Below are 18,125 nucleotides of genomic sequence, written 5' to 3'. Positions count from 1 at the left end.
CCGTATAAAAGCCAATTGTATGAAACTGACGTTACTTACACCAAACGATTATGTTATTTAACAAATTTATTATGTTGTCTACAGAAGGAAGGGGATAGAGATGAAACTGGTACCGATGCTCTATATGTTTGGCATATTGATTATATTTGGGGGAGTCTTTACCATCGTCATGTCGGTAGCATCTGAGGGCGAAAACGGGCAATCTGTTTTATATTCAGTGTTTGCCGTATTAAATGGCTTAATAGCGGTAGGAGTTGCTGAAATTTTAAAGATCGTCAGGAAGAACAGTCTACAATAAGCTTGAATCTTGGTATTTCAGCTTTTAGACATACAGTAGGAAACCTTGCATCATCATCTTACATAAGAAAGAGGCAAGCTTATGAACATCAGCTATCAAAAATTCATTGCCGAACCGCCCAAGCATATAACGGAAGAAATCACTACGCTGCACCAGCAGATTTTCGGTGGGCCAGGCCATTGGCTGGAGAAACTCAATAGCCAAGAACATGTGTTGATCTATGCGGCTTTAGTAGACGATCAAGTCGCGGGCTATAAGATTGGCTACGGGCTGGACGATCAAACTTTCTACAGTTGGCTCGGGGGCGTGCATCCAGACTTCCGGAAGCTTGGAATCGCGTCTGACCTGATGCGCAGGCAGCACGCAGACCTAAAGGATTTGGGCTACGAAATCGTCCGCACCAAGACGATGAACAAGTGGCGCGGCATGCTGCTGCTGAACATTCAGACAGGGTTTGACGTCTTAAAGACGGAAGCCGATCAGCGCGGACAGTTAAAGATCGTGTTGGAGAAAAAGCTGCTTTCTTGAAGCGGTCGATCTGACGTATCCTCGCGCCCAAAGTAATAGGGGATATTTGACATGTGGTATCATAAGGAAAATCCCCAAAGCTTAAAAGCGAGAGTCTTCTCGCAGGAATTAGTCATGGATTTAAAAGGCAGGTATGTCCAAATACCAGTTCTGCAACAAAACGCACATTTTAAAACTTGCGGAGAATGGATATAATGAAATCAATCAATACGAATCAGAGGTGTAAAACATGAAGTTGGATAATACCGATAAAAAAATTCTAGAGTTGTTGACGATCAATGGCCGCACTTCATATGTGGATATCGGGAAAGAATTGAATCTGTCCCGTGTCGCTGTCCGGGAAAGAGTTCAAAACTTGATTGAGGAAGGCGTCATCGAGAAGTTTACCGTCGTCATCAACAGCGAAAAGGTAGGCAAGAAAGTTTCCGGATTCTTTGAAGTGGATTGCGAGCCGGGTTCACTTGTCGAAGTGGCACAAGCTTTGGCTGACAACCCGCAAGTCGCCAGCTGCTATCAGATGACGGGACCTTCCACCTTGCACATGCACGTCTTGGTGGACGATTTCATCGATCTGGAAAAGTTCATCAACGAAGAATTGTATGCACTCGAAGGCATCACGCGAGTCGAAAGCCATATCCTGCTGCGAAGATTCAAAAGCAGAAACGGGCTTAAACTGTAATAGCTTCGAAAAATTTAAAAACCAGCACCCCATTTATTCTGCATCGCCCTCGTCTAGTAGAAATTCGACGAGCGTGGAGCAGTTTATTTTTTTAGGGTGCTGGTTTTTATTTTGGGTCACGTAATGAAATGTCGCGAATTTCCAAATGAACAAACAAAATGGATAAGAAATTACAATTAATAAGACATTGAGTAACTAAAAAATTAATTTTTAGTGCTTAAAGAACCAAAATAACGATTTTTTATGTATTAATTGAAAATTCATATAGAATTTAATATTCGATTACTTTATACTGTAAAACATCAATATTTATTCTTTTGTTAATCAAAAAAGGATAAATGCTTTACTAATGTCTAGGAGGTGTGGATTTGGTTTCACTAATTATTCAGCGAACGTTGCAATTGGTGTTCTTATTGTTCGGCATATCGTTTCTTGTCTTTTCGTCCATGCATATAGCGCCCGGGAATCCGGCTGCTGTCATTGGCGGACCGACAGCGACGGCTTCCGATATCGAGGCGATTGAAGAAAATCTCGGGTTGAACGATCCGTTTCTGACGCAGTACTTTCGTTATGTCGGGAATGCCGTTCAAGGCGATTTCGGTTATTCCTATCAGACGACGCAGCCCGTGGCTGACGCAATCATGGTGCGCTTTCCCAATACATTGAAATTGGCCGTCGCCAGCATGATCGTCGCCGTGATCATCGGAATCATTACGGGCCTGATCTCGGCGTTGAGGCAAAATTCCTGGCTGGACGTTTCAGCGACCACGTTCGCACTGGCGGGCATCTCCATTCCGAACTTCTGGCTCGGGGCCTTATTGATCCTCGTGTTTGCGGTCAATCTTCAATGGCTGCCGGTAGGGGGCATGTCGAGCCCTTGGTACACACTCGATGGCATCAAGGAATTGATCCTGCCGGCGATTACTTTAGGGACAGGGTCAGCCGCAATGATCGCGCGCATGGCGAGATCTTCGATGCTTGAAGTCATCCGCGCCGATTACGTCCGAACGGCACGTGCCAAAGGGGTCAAAGAAAAGAACGTCATTTGGATCCATACATTGAAAAACGCCATGATCCCGATCATCACGATCATCGGATTGAATTTCGGCTTCTTGCTCGGCGGAACCATCATCACCGAAAAAGTATTTGCCATCAACGGTGTCGGGCGGCTGATGATCGATGCCATTGCAGCCCGCGACTTCCCGATGGTGCAAGGCTCGGTTCTGTTGGTCGCGACCTTGTTCGTACTCGTCAATTTGCTGGTCGACATCATCTACACCTATATCGACCCGAGAATTAAATATGACTAAGAAAGGAGGAGGCTCATGGCAACTGTCGAGTCAGTAAAAACAAAAGACAAAAAACGCGAAAAATACATTGTCACCACCATGAGGCGCTTGTTCAAGAATAAATTGGCGATTGTCGGTTTAGTAATCGTCATCTTGCAAATCATCTTAGCGTTGTTTGCGCCATTCATGACCGCGTATGACCCGGCCGCCCAAAATTTGGCGAACCGCGAACTGCCGGTTTTCAGTGAAGGGCATTGGCTCGGGACCGATAATTACGGACGCGACGTGTGGAGCCGGATCGTCTTCGGTGCCAGGATCTCGCTTGTCGTCGGCATCACCGCCGTTTCTCTCGGCTTGATCGGCGGGACAATCCTTGGACTCTTAGCCGGCTATTACCGCAAGTTGGATGCAATCATCATGCGATTTGTCGATTTGCTGTTTTCCTTCCCGGGAATCTTGCTGGCGATGCTGATCATCGCGATTCTTGGCACAAGCCTTGTGAATGTAGCGATTGCCATCAGCATCTGGTCGATTCCAACTTGTGCACGCATCGTCCGCGGCTCGGTTCTTTCCATTAAAGAGAAAGAATACATCATGGCGATGCGCTCGATGGGAGCGTCGGATCTGCGCATCATGATCCGCCACATTTTGCCGAATGCTTCGGCACCGATCATCGTGTTTGCGACGATGCGCATGGCCACGGCCATTCTTTCCACGGCAGCACTTAGTTATTTAGGGCTTGGCGCACAGCCTCCGACACCGGAATGGGGCGCCATGATTTCGCAGGGGCAGGATTTTATGTGGTCAGCGCCTCATTTGACCATCGTGCCCGGCATTGCGATCATGCTGACAGTTTTTGCTTTTAATGTACTCGGTGATGGATTGCGCGATGCACTCGATCCGAACATGGATCTACAAGAATAAAAAATAGGGGGAATCATTTATGAAAAAATACTGGCTCGTTTTACTGGCGTTGCTCGGGATATTGATTTTAAGCGCATGTTCGGAAAGCACCATCCCGGAAGGCGCAGAAGGAACAGGCGGCGATTCATCAAGCGGATCAAGTGATGTCGACCAGGAAATCATCTATGCGTCGACGACTGATGCGGTAGGGCTTTCGCCAATTATGACCAATGACTCGGTCTCCTCAAGTGTCACAGAGCAAGTTTATGAAAAGTTGTTCGTCAGAAATCCGGAAACGATGGAAATCGAGCCGATGCTCGCAGAGTCTTACGAAACACCGGACGAGCTAACATGGGTGATTTCCTTGAAAGAAGGGATCGAGTTCCAAGATGGCACGCCGTTTAATGCGGAAGCCGTAAAATACACCTTCGATAAGCTGCGCGACCCGGCAACGGCTGCGCCGCGTGCTTCCCTATTGGAGCCGATTGATGAAATTACCGTAGTGGACGAAAACACTGTAGAAATTAAAACAAAATATCCGTACGGCCCGCTATTGGCAGCTTTGTCCCACTCCAATGCGGCCATCGTCAGCCCGACTGCTGACCAAGCACAAGATTTGATGCAAGAACCAGTCGGTACTGGCCCATTCAAATTCGCGAGCTGGTCAATCGGCGACCAAGTCGTACTTGAGAAAAACGAAGACTACTGGAACGGTGCGCCGGAATTGGACCGCGTCGTCTTCAAAGTAGTCCCTGAAACGTCAACGGCGATCTCCATGCTGCAGACAGGCGAAGTCAACTTCCTGGATGCCTTGCCGACAGAACAAATTTCACGCATCGAATCGATTGATAATGTCGAAGTGACGAAACAAGACGGTACACCGGTTTATTATTTGACGTTCAACCACTCAAAAGAACGCAATCAAGATCCGGACTTCCGTAAAGCGGTAGCGAGTGCCATCGACCGCGATGCCTTCGTTGCAAACTTGAACGATCTGGGTGTCAGAAGCGACAGCATCCTCGGGCCGCAAGTATTCGGCTACGACGAATCGGCGGATGACGCAGGAACAGATTACGACCCTGAACTGGCGAAACAATTGGTAGAAGAAAACGGCTATGGCGATGAGCCGATCAAATTGCTGTCCGCCAACCGCGACAACTTCATCTTGATGGCAGAAATCGTCCAATCGCAATTGACGGAAGCTGGATTCAACGTTGAAATCGAAACGATGGAATGGGCAACTTTCCTGGATACAGCGCGCAGCGGGGAATACGACCTGACATTCCTGAGCTGGTCGAATGTTACGGGTGATGGTTCTGAAATGCTCTATCCGAACTTCCATTCAGACAATATCGGCGCTTCCAACCGTGCCCAATACAACAATCCAGAATTCGACGAATTGGTCGAAGCATCCCGCACAAGCGTCGACCAGGAAGAACGCCGTGAAATTTTAAACGAAGCAAACCAATTGATGCTCGCTGAAGATGCGGCCATCGTCATGTATCACGGCGTGGTCACATCGGCTACGGATGAATCCATCCAAGGCTTGGAAATGGACCCGAATGGACAATGGAGCTTGTATAACGTAACGAGAGAGTAGGGGAAATATGACACACGCATTGCTTGAAGTGAAAAATTTGGTGACATCGTTCCGCACTTCCGGAGGGACCGTGCAAGCCGTCAAAGACGTTTCATTTCATGTCCAAAAAGGCGAAACGCTGTGCATCGTCGGAGAATCGGGCTGCGGAAAAAGCATCACGTCGCTATCTGTGATGCGCCTGCTGCCTTCCAACGGACAAATCGAAAGCGGCGAAATTCTGCTGGACAACGAACCGCTTCAACAGCTGTCGGCCGACCAAATGCGCAAGCTCCGCGGCAACCGGATGTCGATGATCTTCCAGGAGCCGATGACGGCCTTGAACCCGGTATTGACCATCGGCTATCAATTGCGCGAGCCGCTAATGCTGCATAAAGGCATTTCCAAAAAAGATGCATCGCAGCAAGGCATCGAATTATTGAGACAGGTGGGCATACCGAATCCTGAAAAACGGCTGAATCAGTACCCGCATGAATTGAGCGGCGGCATGCGCCAGCGCGTGATGATCGCGATGTCGCTCGCCTGCAACCCGAGCCTATTGATTGCGGATGAGCCGACGACGGCGCTCGATGTCACGATCCAGGCGCAGATTTTGGATTTGATCAATGACTTGAAAAAGGATTTTGATATGGGCGTTATGATGATTACCCATGATATGGGCGTCGTCGCTGAAGTCGCCGACCGCGTCATGGTCATGTATGCAGGCAAGAAAATCGAAGAAGGGCCGGTCGAAGAGATTTTCGAGAATCCGCAGCACCCGTATACGCGTGGCCTGTTGAATTCGGTGCCGAACGTGGACGACCCGGATTTCGAGCTCGAACCGATCCCTGGCAATATGCCGGGATTGGATGAACACATCTCCGGCTGCCGCTTCCATCCGCGCTGCCCGTTCGCAACGGACAAGTGCAGAGCGGAAACGCCGCCGGAAATCACGGTGTCAGAAGGCCATTTTGCCAGTTGCTGGTATGCCGAGAAAAAGGGGGTGGAAACCGATGAATACAGCAGAGACAGAGACCTTGCCGCTAAACCCTGAAATCTTGTTGGAACTGCATAATGTGAAGAAATACTTCCCGATCAAAAGCGGCGTCTTGAAACGAGTCACCGGGAACGTCAAAGCGGTGGAATCGGTGTCGTTGAAGCTGTATAAAGGCGAAAGCCTCGGCGTCGTCGGCGAGTCCGGCTGCGGAAAATCCACCCTCGGACGCACGATCCTCGGCCTGGAAGACCTGACCGACGGCAAAATCCAGTTCGACCAGCAGGAAATCCAAGATCTGAAAAAGAAAGAAAAAAAGAAGTTCGTTAAAGAAATGCAAATGATTTTCCAGGATCCTTACGCTTCACTAAATCCGCGCCAGCGCGTCGGGCATGCACTCGATGAAGTGTTCAAGATGCATACCGATCTGCAGGCGCAGGAACGCAAAACCGCTGTCATGGATTTGCTGACGGAAGTCGGCTTGAAAGCGGAGCACTATGACCGCTACCCCCACGAATTCAGCGGCGGGCAGCGCCAGCGCATCGGCATCGCGAGAGCCATTGCGCTCAATCCGCAATTCATCATTTGCGACGAAGCGGTATCGGCCTTGGACGTATCGGTGCAGGCGCAAGTGCTTAAGCTGTTAAAAACCTTGCAGGATAAATACGATTTGTCCTATCTGTTCATCTCGCACGACCTTGGGGTGGTCCGCTATTTCTGCGACCGCGTCCTGGTCATGTATTTAGGGAACACGGTGGAAATGGGCGATGTCTCGAATATCTTCAAAAACCCCTTGCACCCGTACACGCAAGCCTTGCTGTCAGCTATTCCGAGGCCGACTGTCAAAGCGAAAAAAGACCGCGTGCGCTTGGTCGGGGAAATGCCCAACCCGGCAAATCCGCCATCGGGCTGCCCGTTCCATACGCGCTGCCCGATCGCGCAGGACGTGTGCAAAGTTGACAAGCCGGAATTTATCGAACACCGGGAAAATCATTTTGCAGCCTGTCATTTTCCAGGATAAAAAAGTCGCTGGCAGTAGACCAAATTAGTAAAACGAGTCCTTATAAAACACCTCCGAAACGGTACATTTGCTACAAGTACTGAAATCGGAGGTGTTTTTATGTGGGTAAAATATATATTCAAGTGGGGCAAATGCAGGCTGGAAAAATCATGGCCGGCAGTCGCCTCTTCTACAAGCGTCCAACTGATACGCCACCATTTCAAAGTGATGGTTCCCGACTTCGCAAGCATAGCTGCTTGAAGAAAGACGGCGAACAGCCGAACGGGCTATGAAAGGATCTGTGGTGGATCAGTTAAGGGTTTAAATGGGGCCACCACACCGTTTCGCGGCCCGACATGCCCGTTATCAGCCGACGATCATATTTTATAAGCCAGCTGCATTCGTTTGATTGAATCCGAACTCATCGGCGAGGCGATCTCTGGGATGCTCACGAAACAAAAGAGGGTTCGATATAATAGCAGCTGCCACTTTTCACCTTGCAGATTTTTTTTAAGCGGGTTGCCTCGGCTACTAATTCTTCAGCATTCCGAAAACGATCGTAATCGTTTTTTACAATTGCGATGGAAATGGAGACAAGCGGGATCGCTTCCATTTTTCCAAAACGGTTTTCACCGTACGCCGTCTTTTGCGCATAATGTTCTTTCGAATAGAAGTACTGCACTTTATTGTCAAAAGTCTTAATGACATCTTGGCAATAGTTTTCAAAGTCAAAATGATTCAATATGACAACAAAGTCATCTCCACCCACATGCCCGATGAAACAATCGGGCGCTGAAAAGCATTCTTTCAAGGTCGTGGCTGTAAATTGCAGGAACTCGTCGCCTTTTCTAAAACCGTAAAGATCGTTGTAAGGCTTAAAGCGGTCAAGATCAATATATAAAAAGGTGAAATTACTGGAATGCCGAAAAAGATTCTTCAATTTCTCATCAATAATATAATTTCCAGGCAGTAACGTAAGCGGATTCAAGTACCGGGCGACATTTGCCTGGATATCCGCACCTTTGAGCAGCAGTTCCTTAATGCTGACAACACCATATATGGCGTTGTCCTTCCTGACGATGACATCATCATAAACTTCCTCATCACGCCGTCCCATTGCCTGTTTACTGACTTCGATGACAGAGGTGAAATAATCGACGATCAACGGGGAATTATTGGCCAGCAGCTTTACAGGTCTTTTTAAAAAAAGGTTATACCCATAGCGTGTACCCATTTTTTGATAGAAGTTTGTGCGGGTAATCAACCCAGCTGAGAGTTCATCCTCTGTCACGACAAGCCCCTGCAGTTTTGGATCCTCTTGGAAGAGCATATCCACTTTTTCACAAGTGGTGTCAAACGATACACACATTATTTCTTGCGCAATCTCTCCTATATAAGTCATGGCTCCTAATCTCCCTTTAAAGTTAGTGGTATGGATGGTCCTGTTTTGAAGAAGAACTTCTGCAGCAAGACTTGCACTTAAACTTCCACCAGCCCCTTTTTTAACTCCGGATCAGGCCGGCCAAGTGCATACCCCTGTCCGAAATGAATGCCTAATTTTTTAAGGAAATGAAGTTCTTGTTGATTTTCAATTCCTTCGGCCACCAGGAGTGTGTTGGATTGCTGTGAAAACTCCAACAGCAATTCGACCAATTGCTGCTGCGGTGGCTGCGCGTGAATATCCCTGATGAGGAATTTATCAATCTTGATAAACTCGGGTTTCAGGGAAAGGATGGTTTTAAGGCTATTGTATCCGGTCCCGGCATCATCGATTGCAATGCGGAACCCCTGTTGCCGGTAATTATTGATAATTTTTTCGAAACTTTTATAGTCAGTCACTGACTCTTTTTCAGTCAGCTCCAAAACGATTCGGTCCGGTGATAAATCGTATTTCGCCAATAAATCCAACGTTGTCTGACTGCGATAGGAAGCATCCGTTAATACTTGCGGTTGAATGTTCAAGAAAATCAATCCCTCTTCCTGTCTCCCAGGTTTTGCAGCCTGCTCCGCATATCTTTTCAATGAGAGATTGCGCAAAAAGCCTTCAATTTTGAAAACATTATTGCTTTTTCCTATATAGCAATAGAAATCTTCTGTAGTCGGAAAATGAATTGTGCTTTTTGGCCTGTTTAGTACTTCAAACCCAATTGTGTCTCCTTCGGCCAAGGATAAAATTGGCTGAAAGGCGGTGGCGAAACTTTCATGGAAGATCAGTTCTTTAACTTCCTTGTCTTTACGGCTAGCCTCATAGAGTATTTTTTGATTTTCGTTTATATAAGTGATGAACTTTAATGCACGGCTAAGACTAATGGGGACCCTTCTCCTTCTATATAAATTAAAAGTTGTTACTATCTTCCTATTATATATAGAGACTATTAAGGAAATGTTAAATTATAGTTAAATATCAATACAACGGAATTTGATGGAAGCCGGCAACAGCACTGAAAGTCTTTGTATACATTGCTACAAAGCAAATCTTCTGTTATGAGAGCAAGCAATGCCAATGTATTTGCCTGTCAAGACGAACAGAAAGCCAAACTATGCAGCCAATTCCTGCAATTGAATCCGGATGCTGATATGCATTGCTGGTTTTACTGAAGGGAGCCGTTTAAAAAATCGAAAATTCGTCTGGATGGAGATGGGCGCGATCTTATTCAGTTCACGTGCCTATTGTTTTTCACAGCCATTTATAGCCCAAAGCCAATAGCGGATTGCTAACGGAAACTGGAGAGGGGGGGGGACTGCTTGCTAAGGTCATTGTCTGCAGATAAAATTTCCAGTCTACTTAAAGAATCAATTGCACATTAGAATGAGGCAGTTCATATACAAAAAAGCGGCCATTGCAAAAGGCCGCTTTTCCAATGCTCTGATTCAATTGATCAATACACTTTATCCCCGTTAAAAATCGAGTTCTTAACGATGACATAATCCACTTGGCGGATGGCGAGCAAATGGTTGCCGCCCGCATAGGAAATCGCGGACTGCAGATCCTGCTCCATCTCGGTCAAAGTATCTTTCATCGAGCCTTTGAATTCCACGTACATTTTCTTGCCTTCGACGTTTTTCTTTTCGCCTTTTTGGAACTCGGACGCCGAACCGAAATATTCCTTCAAAAGCTTGCCGTCTTGCTCGACGGTTTGCCCAGGAGATTCTTCGTGACCTGCGAACAACGAGCCGATCATCACCATCGAAGCGCCGAAACGTACCGATTTTGCGATATCGCCGTGAGTACGGATGCCGCCGTCTGCGATGATTGGTTTACTGGCAGCTTTCGCGCACAAACGCAGTGCAGCCAATTGCCAGCCGCCTGTGCCGAAGCCGGTCTTGATCTTGGTGATGCACACTTTGCCTGGCCCGATGCCTACTTTTGTTGCATCTGCGCCTGCATTTTCCAGCTCGCGCACAGCTTCTGGTGTCCCGACGTTTCCGGCGATGACGAAGCTTTCCGGAAGCGATTTTTTGATGTGCTGGATCATGTCGATCACAGAATTCGAATGGCCATGCGCCACATCGATCGTGATGTATTCAGGCGTCACGCCAGCGTCAACAAGTGCTTGCACAAAATCATACTCTTCCGGTTTGACCCCGACGCTGATCGACGCATACAGCCCTTGCTCTTGCATATCTTTTGCGAACGCCAAGCGTTTTTCCGGCTCGAAGCGGTGCATGATGTAGAAATAATTATTTTCAGCCAGGAATTTGGCGATTTTTTCATCGACGATTGTCTGCATATTGGCCGGCACGACTGGTAATTTAAACGTGCGCCCGCCAAACTCTATGGATGTATCACATTCTGAACGGCTATTTACCACTGCTTTTGCAGGAACTAACTGAATGTCTTCGTAATCAAATACATTTTCCATTAATTACACCCCTAAACACGAATATTATTCGATAGAACGAATGTTATTGTTCGTCCATATGATAATTTACTCCATTTATTGGGGAATGTCAAAAGTTCTTTGCGTGGAATGCCAAACTTTCTATCAGCTTTCTTTTTCTGCCATCACACTGCTTCGCGCGGGTTGTTTCAAGGAGCTTTTCACCCGTTTTAGTTGGGCGACGATGATGACCGAGATGATGACGAGCAAAAACCACGAGCTAATTTTACCGATGTGGACGAGCGACCAGGCCGCTTCCTGGTTCGGGTATTGCCAGGCGCCAAGGAAGGTCGTGATGTTTTCCGCGATCCAGATGAAGAATCCGATCAACAGGAACGACAGGATCAGCGGCATCTTAAAGATTTTGTCATCGATGCGAAACGTCACGATTGTGCGGAAGAAAATCAGCACCAATAACAGCTTTAGCCCCCAGCGGATGTCATACGTGAAATGATGCGTGAAAAAGTTCGCGTAGATCAACACGCTGATGACGATGCTGTAGAAAGGCTTGGGCCAGCCATACATCTGCAGATCGAAACGCCGCCACGCCTGGCAAATATAACTCGCGACACTGGCGTACATGAACCCGCTATAGAGCGGCACGCCGAAAAACTTGCTGTAGGCTTCTTCGGGATACGCCCACGAGCCCATATGGACCTTGTACAATTCAAGGCCGAGCCCGATGGCGTGGAACACGAGGATGACTTTGAACTCATCCCAAGTCTCCAGTTTGGAAGTGAGCATGAACACTTGCGCGAGTATGCACACCAGCAAAATAAAATCATACCGGGGCACAAAAGGAATCTCGATGTATTTCGACACAGCTAGTGCCGCGAAAATAATGACGGGAAAAATTCAGCAAAGCGCTTGCCGGTATCCGAACAGCCAAAACGTTTTCATCACACAGCGCCTCCTGGGAGTAGGGTTTTAAAAATGGACGCTGTGGGTGAGGGGAGGTTGCCAGGGGAGGAGAGGCAAAAGGATGGTATAAGTGTTCAAAAATAATGAGGGCACAAAAAAACCTCAGTCTTCGGAACTGAGATTTTTCGGTTATGTAGTTTAACTGAGTGGCACAAGTATCTAGTAGATAGGAGAAGAGCGGCTAGCTGTTCGCTGATGGCTCTTTCAGGTTTGTCAGACGCGTAATCTCACCTATATTGTAGCCGACCCAGGCCCCGATAAAGGCGAAAGGGGGAGCAGAAATTGTTTGGTTTGGAAAATTGAAATCTGTGGTGGTCAAAAAGAACACCAGTACGATACCTAAAATGATGAATAGGAAGAGTTCAATTATTTTCTTGCGTTTCCAACGCTTCTCGCCCCAACGACTCCTATCGAATGCTTGAACGCGCCGGCTGGTTTTCGTCCCAATAAGATTGCCTGTTATCAATGTATACAAGCTAAAAGCTGAAGAAACTAAAAGGCCGGCTAAAACAATCCAAGTGGCGAAGAACAGTGTGTCACTTTCCAAAAAATAAACAAGCAATACGAAGATCACCAGCATAAAGAGATTGCCCCAAAGTAACTGCTTTTTCTTTAACTTTTTAATTTCTTTTATGTCCCACTGCTCTTCCTCCATTGAATCATTCCTTTCCATTTAGAAAACCTTAAAATCTACTCGTTCTTTTTAGTAGGATAAACTGGTTTGCATTTCAATGGTACGTACTATTTCACATAAATAATGAGGATGTTTTTTTATGTGTGATCAAATCCGAACCTAAGTCATTTGTTCTTACTGTTGAGGAGGCATAGTAAACGTAACGGTAGCCCCATCGCTTTCATCAATCTTCGCAAAAATTTCCGTAAGAACTTCTAATGCTCTCTCATTCGAGTCGAATTTACCCATCACCTTATTCCATTGATCCAATAGGCTGTTTTCTACAAAACCTTCTACGTGCTTTCCTTTTGCAGCAACACTCTTAACATTCATCAGGTCTTGTTTATTTTGTGTAAGTATCCATAGCATAGCAACGGGCCATCCTTTCTATTTGAGTAGCAAACTCTTGCCATATGTATCTTAGAGAACTGTTCAATCCAGCGTTTGTTCGTCCTGCTCTTTGTCCTTTTGATAATCGCGCCATCCCATCCACAAAACCGCTCCCCATAAGATCCAAAGGAGGGGGCTCGTTACAGACAGGCCGCTCTTTGACACGCCGCCAAGCAAGGTCAATAAAACCATCACCAGCATCGGATAAACAGACAATAACAATAAGGTATGGAGCCCAAAACGCTTCTCCAGTTCAGGGTTGTGTGTCAGTGTGCTCACCAGAACCAAAACCCCAAGCAGTGCATACAATGACCATACCGGGATGCCCAAGGAGCGGAGTGTACCCGGAAAGTAATCGTCCACCAATAGCAGCGTCATATCGACAAGCACCACAATGCCGATCAACCAGTAAGTTTTCATCCAATACTCTCCTTTCATGGGATAAAACCCTCTTTTTTCCAGTGTAACAGAAGAGAGATTGGAGTATTAAGGAAAATATGGATTTATTAATCGCATAGGAATCAATTAATTAAGTAATTTTTCTAATGCTTCTACTGAATATTCTTCAATTGGATAAAGAATGGAACTGTTTTGTTGATTATAAATGGAGTATGAACGACCGGTTTTTTTAATTCTGAATTTCCAATGAGGTCCGATAATTTTATGGAAAACAAATTTATTGGCAGGCATCATTTTTTTTACAAAATCATCTAAATTGGCAACTAAAAGTTTATCGAAAAAGCGAATGACTAGAGTTCCTTTGTAGGAGGGGGTATCCAAATAAAAATCCAGGTTAGGTTTTCTAATATCGAACCAATTGTATTGATTTTGAACTGAAGGTGAAAGAACTAGAGAGCTATTTTTTAAAAAGATGATAGAGCGAGAATGTTGTTTGAACCCAAGTCTATTTTCAAGTATATCTTTATTGACCAAACGAGCATTTAGTTTACTAGTCATATTAAATTCCCCCTATTTTTATAAGTGATTAGAATTATTATATATCTTTATTTGGAAATTATATAGACTATAATATTCATTTAAAAATAGTTGAAATAGGAACTGATTTTTTCACATATCTGATAAGCTAGAGTGAGAAGTAGTGTTGAATTTCTGAGGGGATGTGGGGAACCCATGGATGAGACTCATAAAGAAAAGCTGCAGTTTTGGCAGCCGCGCGGAATCGAAGCCTTAAGAGCAAACAACCCGTCTCAACTCATATTAGTAAATGTCTCCAAAAGCCCATCACAACTGGAACTCATCATCAGCGACGAGCACGAAAACAAGCTCCAGATTATCTATGATCAATTATGTACCGCTGAATTTGCAGTATGGCATTTTGCTTATGACACGCATGTCGGACGTTCTGATTTGTGGGTCAATGATATCGATAGGCCTGACAACTTCTCTGAACATACGTCATTCTTCTTCAAAATCATCGACTGGAGCGGTCTCGATAAATACCGCAACGCGACAATCTACGAAGACGTTCTGGACCAAGTGGAAGTCCATCTGTATAGCACAAGAGACGAGTTCTTTATCGTGGTCTCAGAATACGAGCCTAGGATTATCAGAATGGACGAGGCTTAATCAAAACTTAGAAGGAATCTATAGGTTTGGGAAGAAAAGCGAGTAAGACCAGTGCTTTCACAACGAATCATCTGAGAACGTCCTAACGCTCGACCGGGGTTATACCGTTGTCGGATTACAATGGGCAAGTGGTAGTAGAAGAGCTTTAAAAGAATAGACGTGAAAAAATCTCCCAAAGAGCGTATATACTCTTTCGGAGATTTTTAGTTTGAACTTCAATCGCGAGCCCCTACGTTTGAAGCTTAGCGAACCTTGCGGCAGCGCACTGAAAATGGATTCAACTAGTCGATTTCTAGTTCTCACGGAAATCGTTTGATGTTAAAAAGCCAAATATACTTGGAACTCTCTCTTTAAAATATGAATAATTGTGTTCAGCATCTTCAATAATTTCAAATTGCATATTAGATACCTTTTCTTTTAGCAGTTCATAGACCATTTGATTGGAAGCTAGAAACTTCTCGTTCACTTTTGCATCAGTCCCCGCTTCCTTGGTTCCGCAATCCATATAAACACTTTCAACTAGCGACAAATCCGTCTGCTCGATCAGCTTCATGATTTCTTCTTGATTGCGGTAAAAGGCAGAAGACAGGACGGCTATGTGTTTAAAAATGTGAGGGTAGCGGCACATAGCGTAGACAGAGATAAGGCCCCCTAAAGAAATACCGGCCATCGCGGTCTGATCACGAACTGTCCGGTAGTTGCTATCTATCAGCGGCTTTAGTTCGCTGACGATAAAATCCACGTAGTGCATTCCCTTTCCGCCTTCTGGACTCTCTTTGCCTAATATGCTTTTGCTATATTCACCGCTTACCCAAGGGCAATACTCATCAATTCTTGCTTCTGGGTTTTGATCGACCGCAACGACGATAAGGTCCAATCCATTTGCATCTAAATAATTTTCAAGATCCAAAGATTTCCCGCCGATAGCCTCTATATCTTGAAATTCATTCTGCCCATCGTGCATATACAACACGGGGTAGCTTTTCTTTTCTGTCGAATAGCTTTTTGGCAGATATACCCGGATTAATCTTTCTTGTTTGAATGAAGAAATGTATGTATGGAATGTTTCTAACAAAGCCGTGCCTCCTTTATATCTGCTTAGAATGACTGTCTATCTATTATTAGATATTGTACGCCATTTCAAATGGCTGTCGATTATCTTCACAGTCCATAGCGAATAAAAAGTCGAGTTTAGATATTAGAAGTATTTCATAATAATGGGGCAGATCGGTTCAAACAAAGTGAAAACAGAAACAGCAAAAGACGCCTCCATAAATGCGGTAAGCATTCAACAAGAAGGCGTCTTTATTTTTTGTCTCGGGTGAACAAGTTCGTCAAAAAGATCAAAGTAGTAAATATAAATCAATTTTAACTCAGGGGGCGTCAATCACCAGAATACCGGTTCACCGCAATCGAATAGTGATGGATCTCAATATCCGGAGCGATAAAGCCTCTCCGCTGAGCGTCTTTCAAGGTATGGTACATATTCTCCTGGCCGGCTCCATTGTCCGTGTGAATGTAAATCCTATCGGCATGATAACCCCGCTCGCAAAACAACTTGACCAAATCGTATCCGGTCGGCAGCAACTGGCCGTCTGCATCTTCCCCGAGGTCATGGTCTAACGACAGAATCTTCGCCTTATAGTTTTCCAAGTAATCAATCGCCTCATCTATATTCCTCGCTACGACATAACCTTCTGGGCAATTCCTCAAATCGTCGACATACAATTTAGTTCCTTTTTTAAAACTCCTACATTAACTTTATATCTACACCCAAAAAACAAGAAGTTATTCTTCATAGTTGTAAAAACTGAAATTTCTAAACAGATTGAATGTAATTTAATAATGTAATAGGGTATATTTTACATATAATACTTTTAGTTATTGTTTGGATGAATGCACTAATTCTTATTCACCACTTTTCAATGTTCTTACTTTTTTAAAATTAGAGTGGAAACATGGAATTTAGTTTAAGGAGGAGTTTGATTTGGGTTTTTTGAGTGCAGTAGAGTTACTTAAAACTGGATTAGGATTTTATCAAGATGCTAGAGGTTTTTATGAGGAAGGAAGGAAAATAAGTGAGATATACCAAAAACTGACTACTGTAAGTGTGGAGTCTCGGAAGGAGCTTTTAGAAGGGGTTTTAAGTTCCAAATTGGATTATAAAGATCATATTAAAATTCAAGGGAAATTGATAGACTATGCTCACTTATATAAGCCTAAAAGTTATATAAATAGTTTAGATCAAGAAGGTGATTTGAGTGAAAAAAGTGAAATGGAAAAAGGAAGAGAACTTGTATTAAGTTGGTCGTGGAAACCTTTTCAACTACCTATAAGTAAAGTGCCATCAGTCTCCACTGAAAGTGGAGAAATGTCTCTCTCGTTTTTGTATCCCGCAGAATTTGAATCCTTTATATATCCGGGAGTTAATGGTTTTATAGGGGGACCGCTGAGTGAACCATCATTTGATGTTCCGCTATCTGCCAAACCTATTCCTATTCTTCTCACTAAAGAAGATGCGGTGAAATATCAGTTTCAAAATGTGGAAGTGACTGGAAGAATTGTTCCTCTGCCAGATAATCTGGTTCAGAAGTTTATTGATAATCCATTTTCATCTATGACATTTTCAGATATCATAAACCCTTTAAACACAAAAGTGCCGTCCTTATGTTTGAACTTGAATACTAATAAGGGAAATATTAAAAAAGTTAATAATGGAAACGTATTACAGGATTGCAAAGCAAGTATTTTTATGGAAACTCATATTGAAGGAAATATTAACGACACGATGCTTTCTAAAATTCCTGATATAGCTTCAAAATCTCTATTAGGAAAAGCAGATGTAACCGTCAAGTAGAATTCAACACTTTTCCCCAATTAAGATTCAACACCTGGATTTTCAAATAGTGACTTTCTATATTTCATCCGGATACTGTCTTGCGTTTCATCAAACGTAAGAATTTCACTCCGGTGAAGAAGGCGATCTAGAATGGCCGTTGTTAAGGTGGGATCCCCCAAAAATTTTCCCCATTCAGCTGGCCCCTTATTCGAAGTCAAGATAAAGGCTGCTTTGTCATACATTTCATAAATAAACTGGAAGAATAGGAATAGGTTTGGCAGATAGCGGAACATCAAATGATGGTTCACTCAGCGGTCCCCCTATAAAACCATTAACTCCCGGATATATAAAGGATTCAAATTCTGCGGGATACAAAAACGAGAGAGACATTTCTCCACTTTCAGTGGAGACTGATGGCACTTTACTTATAGGTAGTTGAAAAGGTTTCCACGACCAACTTAATACAAGTTCTCTTCCTTTTTCCATTTCACTTTTTTCACTCAAATCACCTTCTTGATCTAAACTATTTATACTGTCTCTTATACACACTAGAAAGAAAAAGAAAGA

The 18,125-nt window shown here is 44.5% G+C and carries 22 protein-coding genes and 1 pseudogene; 11 read left to right on the top strand and 12 right to left on the bottom strand.

What is annotated here, in order from left to right; genetic code table 11:
• Positions 1 to 100 precede the first annotated feature (100 nt).
• From KTG14_RS13615 to KTG14_RS13575, 9 genes are all read left to right on the top strand, one after another.
• Positions 101 to 298: a hypothetical protein gene (locus KTG14_RS13615; protein WP_216971438.1), complete on the top strand. Its 198-nt coding sequence runs from the start codon at positions 101 to 103 to the stop codon at positions 296 to 298.
• 81 nt (positions 299 to 379) lie between these two features.
• Positions 380 to 826 (top strand): GNAT family N-acetyltransferase, encoded by a 447-nt coding sequence (locus KTG14_RS13610; RefSeq protein ID WP_216971437.1) that lies wholly within the window; start codon positions 380 to 382, stop codon positions 824 to 826.
• Between the two features lie 229 nt (positions 827 to 1,055).
• On the top strand, positions 1,056 to 1,505 hold the full coding sequence (locus KTG14_RS13605) for an Lrp/AsnC family transcriptional regulator (protein ID WP_068487539.1): 450 nt from the start codon (positions 1,056 to 1,058) through the stop codon (positions 1,503 to 1,505).
• Between the two features lie 368 nt (positions 1,506 to 1,873).
• Positions 1,874 to 2,815 carry a nickel ABC transporter permease gene (gene nikB, locus KTG14_RS13600; RefSeq protein WP_211655339.1) on the top strand — a complete coding sequence of 314 codons (942 nt, stop codon included), beginning with the start codon at positions 1,874 to 1,876 and terminating at the stop codon, positions 2,813 to 2,815.
• Positions 2,816 to 2,830: 15 nt separating this feature from the next.
• The gene (locus KTG14_RS13595; RefSeq protein WP_216971436.1) at positions 2,831 to 3,718 is read left to right on the top strand and encodes an ABC transporter permease; all 888 of its coding nucleotides are present in this window, start codon (positions 2,831 to 2,833) and stop codon (positions 3,716 to 3,718) included.
• A 19-nt stretch (positions 3,719 to 3,737) separates the two neighbouring features.
• Complete coding sequence (locus tag KTG14_RS13590) at positions 3,738 to 5,297, top strand: glutathione ABC transporter substrate-binding protein (protein ID WP_216971435.1); 1,560 nt, start codon at positions 3,738 to 3,740, stop codon at positions 5,295 to 5,297.
• 7 nt (positions 5,298 to 5,304) lie between these two features.
• Positions 5,305 to 6,327, top strand: coding sequence for an ABC transporter ATP-binding protein (locus KTG14_RS13585; RefSeq protein WP_216971434.1), 1,023 nt, complete (start codon positions 5,305 to 5,307; stop codon positions 6,325 to 6,327).
• The gene (locus KTG14_RS13580; RefSeq protein ID WP_216971433.1) at positions 6,287 to 7,288 is read left to right on the top strand and encodes an ABC transporter ATP-binding protein; all 1,002 of its coding nucleotides are present in this window, start codon (positions 6,287 to 6,289) and stop codon (positions 7,286 to 7,288) included. Before KTG14_RS13585 ends, KTG14_RS13580 begins: the two co-directional genes overlap by 41 nt.
• Positions 7,289 to 7,389: 101 nt before the next feature.
• Positions 7,390 to 7,560: a hypothetical protein gene (locus KTG14_RS13575; RefSeq protein ID WP_216971432.1), complete on the top strand. Its 171-nt coding sequence runs from the start codon at positions 7,390 to 7,392 to the stop codon at positions 7,558 to 7,560.
• A 155-nt stretch (positions 7,561 to 7,715) separates the two neighbouring features.
• On the opposite strand, the gene KTG14_RS13570 is transcribed toward KTG14_RS13575, so the two are convergent.
• From KTG14_RS13570 to KTG14_RS13535, 8 genes are all read right to left on the bottom strand, one after another.
• A complete protein-coding gene (locus tag KTG14_RS13570) occupies positions 7,716 to 8,669 on the bottom strand; it encodes a GGDEF domain-containing protein (protein ID WP_216971431.1) in 954 nt (317 codons plus the stop codon).
• 77 nt (positions 8,670 to 8,746) lie between these two features.
• A complete protein-coding gene (locus KTG14_RS13565; protein WP_367948941.1) occupies positions 8,747 to 9,478 on the bottom strand; it encodes an EAL domain-containing protein in 732 nt (243 codons plus the stop codon).
• Between the two features lie 668 nt (positions 9,479 to 10,146).
• Positions 10,147 to 11,130, bottom strand: a complete 984-nt coding sequence (gene guaC / locus KTG14_RS13560; protein ID WP_216971430.1) for a GMP reductase — start codon at positions 11,128 to 11,130, stop codon at positions 10,147 to 10,149.
• Positions 11,131 to 11,253: 123 nt separating this feature from the next.
• Positions 11,254 to 12,003 carry a DUF817 domain-containing protein gene (locus KTG14_RS13555; protein ID WP_308462029.1) on the bottom strand — a complete coding sequence of 250 codons (750 nt, stop codon included), beginning with the start codon at positions 12,001 to 12,003 and terminating at the stop codon, positions 11,254 to 11,256.
• Between the two features lie 247 nt (positions 12,004 to 12,250).
• The gene (locus KTG14_RS13550; protein ID WP_216971429.1) at positions 12,251 to 12,724 is read right to left on the bottom strand and encodes a hypothetical protein; all 474 of its coding nucleotides are present in this window, start codon (positions 12,722 to 12,724) and stop codon (positions 12,251 to 12,253) included.
• Between the two features lie 153 nt (positions 12,725 to 12,877).
• Positions 12,878 to 13,111 carry a hypothetical protein gene (locus tag KTG14_RS13545; RefSeq protein WP_216971428.1) on the bottom strand — a complete coding sequence of 78 codons (234 nt, stop codon included), beginning with the start codon at positions 13,109 to 13,111 and terminating at the stop codon, positions 12,878 to 12,880.
• Between the two features lie 63 nt (positions 13,112 to 13,174).
• Positions 13,175 to 13,552 (bottom strand): hypothetical protein, encoded by a 378-nt coding sequence (locus KTG14_RS13540; RefSeq protein ID WP_216971427.1) that lies wholly within the window; start codon positions 13,550 to 13,552, stop codon positions 13,175 to 13,177.
• Between the two features lie 105 nt (positions 13,553 to 13,657).
• Positions 13,658 to 14,089, bottom strand: a complete 432-nt coding sequence (locus KTG14_RS13535; RefSeq protein ID WP_216971426.1) for a hypothetical protein — start codon at positions 14,087 to 14,089, stop codon at positions 13,658 to 13,660.
• A gap of 174 nt (positions 14,090 to 14,263) precedes the next feature.
• Here KTG14_RS13535 and KTG14_RS13530 point away from each other — a divergent pair, with 174 nt between their 5' ends.
• Complete coding sequence (locus KTG14_RS13530; protein ID WP_216971425.1) at positions 14,264 to 14,719, top strand: hypothetical protein; 456 nt, start codon at positions 14,264 to 14,266, stop codon at positions 14,717 to 14,719.
• A gap of 292 nt (positions 14,720 to 15,011) precedes the next feature.
• Here the strand turns inward: KTG14_RS13530 and KTG14_RS13525 are convergent, their stop codons facing one another.
• A complete protein-coding gene (locus tag KTG14_RS13525) occupies positions 15,012 to 15,794 on the bottom strand; it encodes an alpha/beta hydrolase (protein ID WP_216971424.1) in 783 nt (260 codons plus the stop codon).
• Positions 15,795 to 16,102: 308 nt separating this feature from the next.
• A complete protein-coding gene (locus KTG14_RS13520; RefSeq protein ID WP_216971423.1) occupies positions 16,103 to 16,447 on the bottom strand; it encodes a cyclic-phosphate processing receiver domain-containing protein in 345 nt (114 codons plus the stop codon).
• 259 nt (positions 16,448 to 16,706) lie between these two features.
• Here KTG14_RS13520 and KTG14_RS13515 point away from each other — a divergent pair, with 259 nt between their 5' ends.
• Complete coding sequence (locus KTG14_RS13515; protein ID WP_216971422.1) at positions 16,707 to 17,576, top strand: hypothetical protein; 870 nt, start codon at positions 16,707 to 16,709, stop codon at positions 17,574 to 17,576.
• Between the two features lie 20 nt (positions 17,577 to 17,596).
• Here the strand turns inward: KTG14_RS13515 and KTG14_RS13510 are convergent.
• Together KTG14_RS13510 and KTG14_RS13505 are read right to left on the bottom strand one after the other, a co-directional pair.
• Positions 17,597 to 17,824 (bottom strand): annotated as a pseudogene (locus tag KTG14_RS13510) (ATP-binding protein); the annotation flags it as partial.
• On the bottom strand, positions 17,802 to 18,125 hold a 324-nt coding region (locus KTG14_RS13505; protein WP_216971421.1), incomplete at its 5' end, for a hypothetical protein. The gene KTG14_RS13505 and the pseudogene KTG14_RS13510, both read right to left, overlap by 23 nt.

This window comes from Planococcus sp. CP5-4_YE (genome assembly GCF_019042655.1).
Classification (GTDB): domain Bacteria; phylum Bacillota; class Bacilli; order Bacillales_A; family Planococcaceae; genus Planococcus.
Note: the sequence above shows the minus strand (reverse complement) of the source record. Positions and strands in the feature narration are given on the sequence as shown.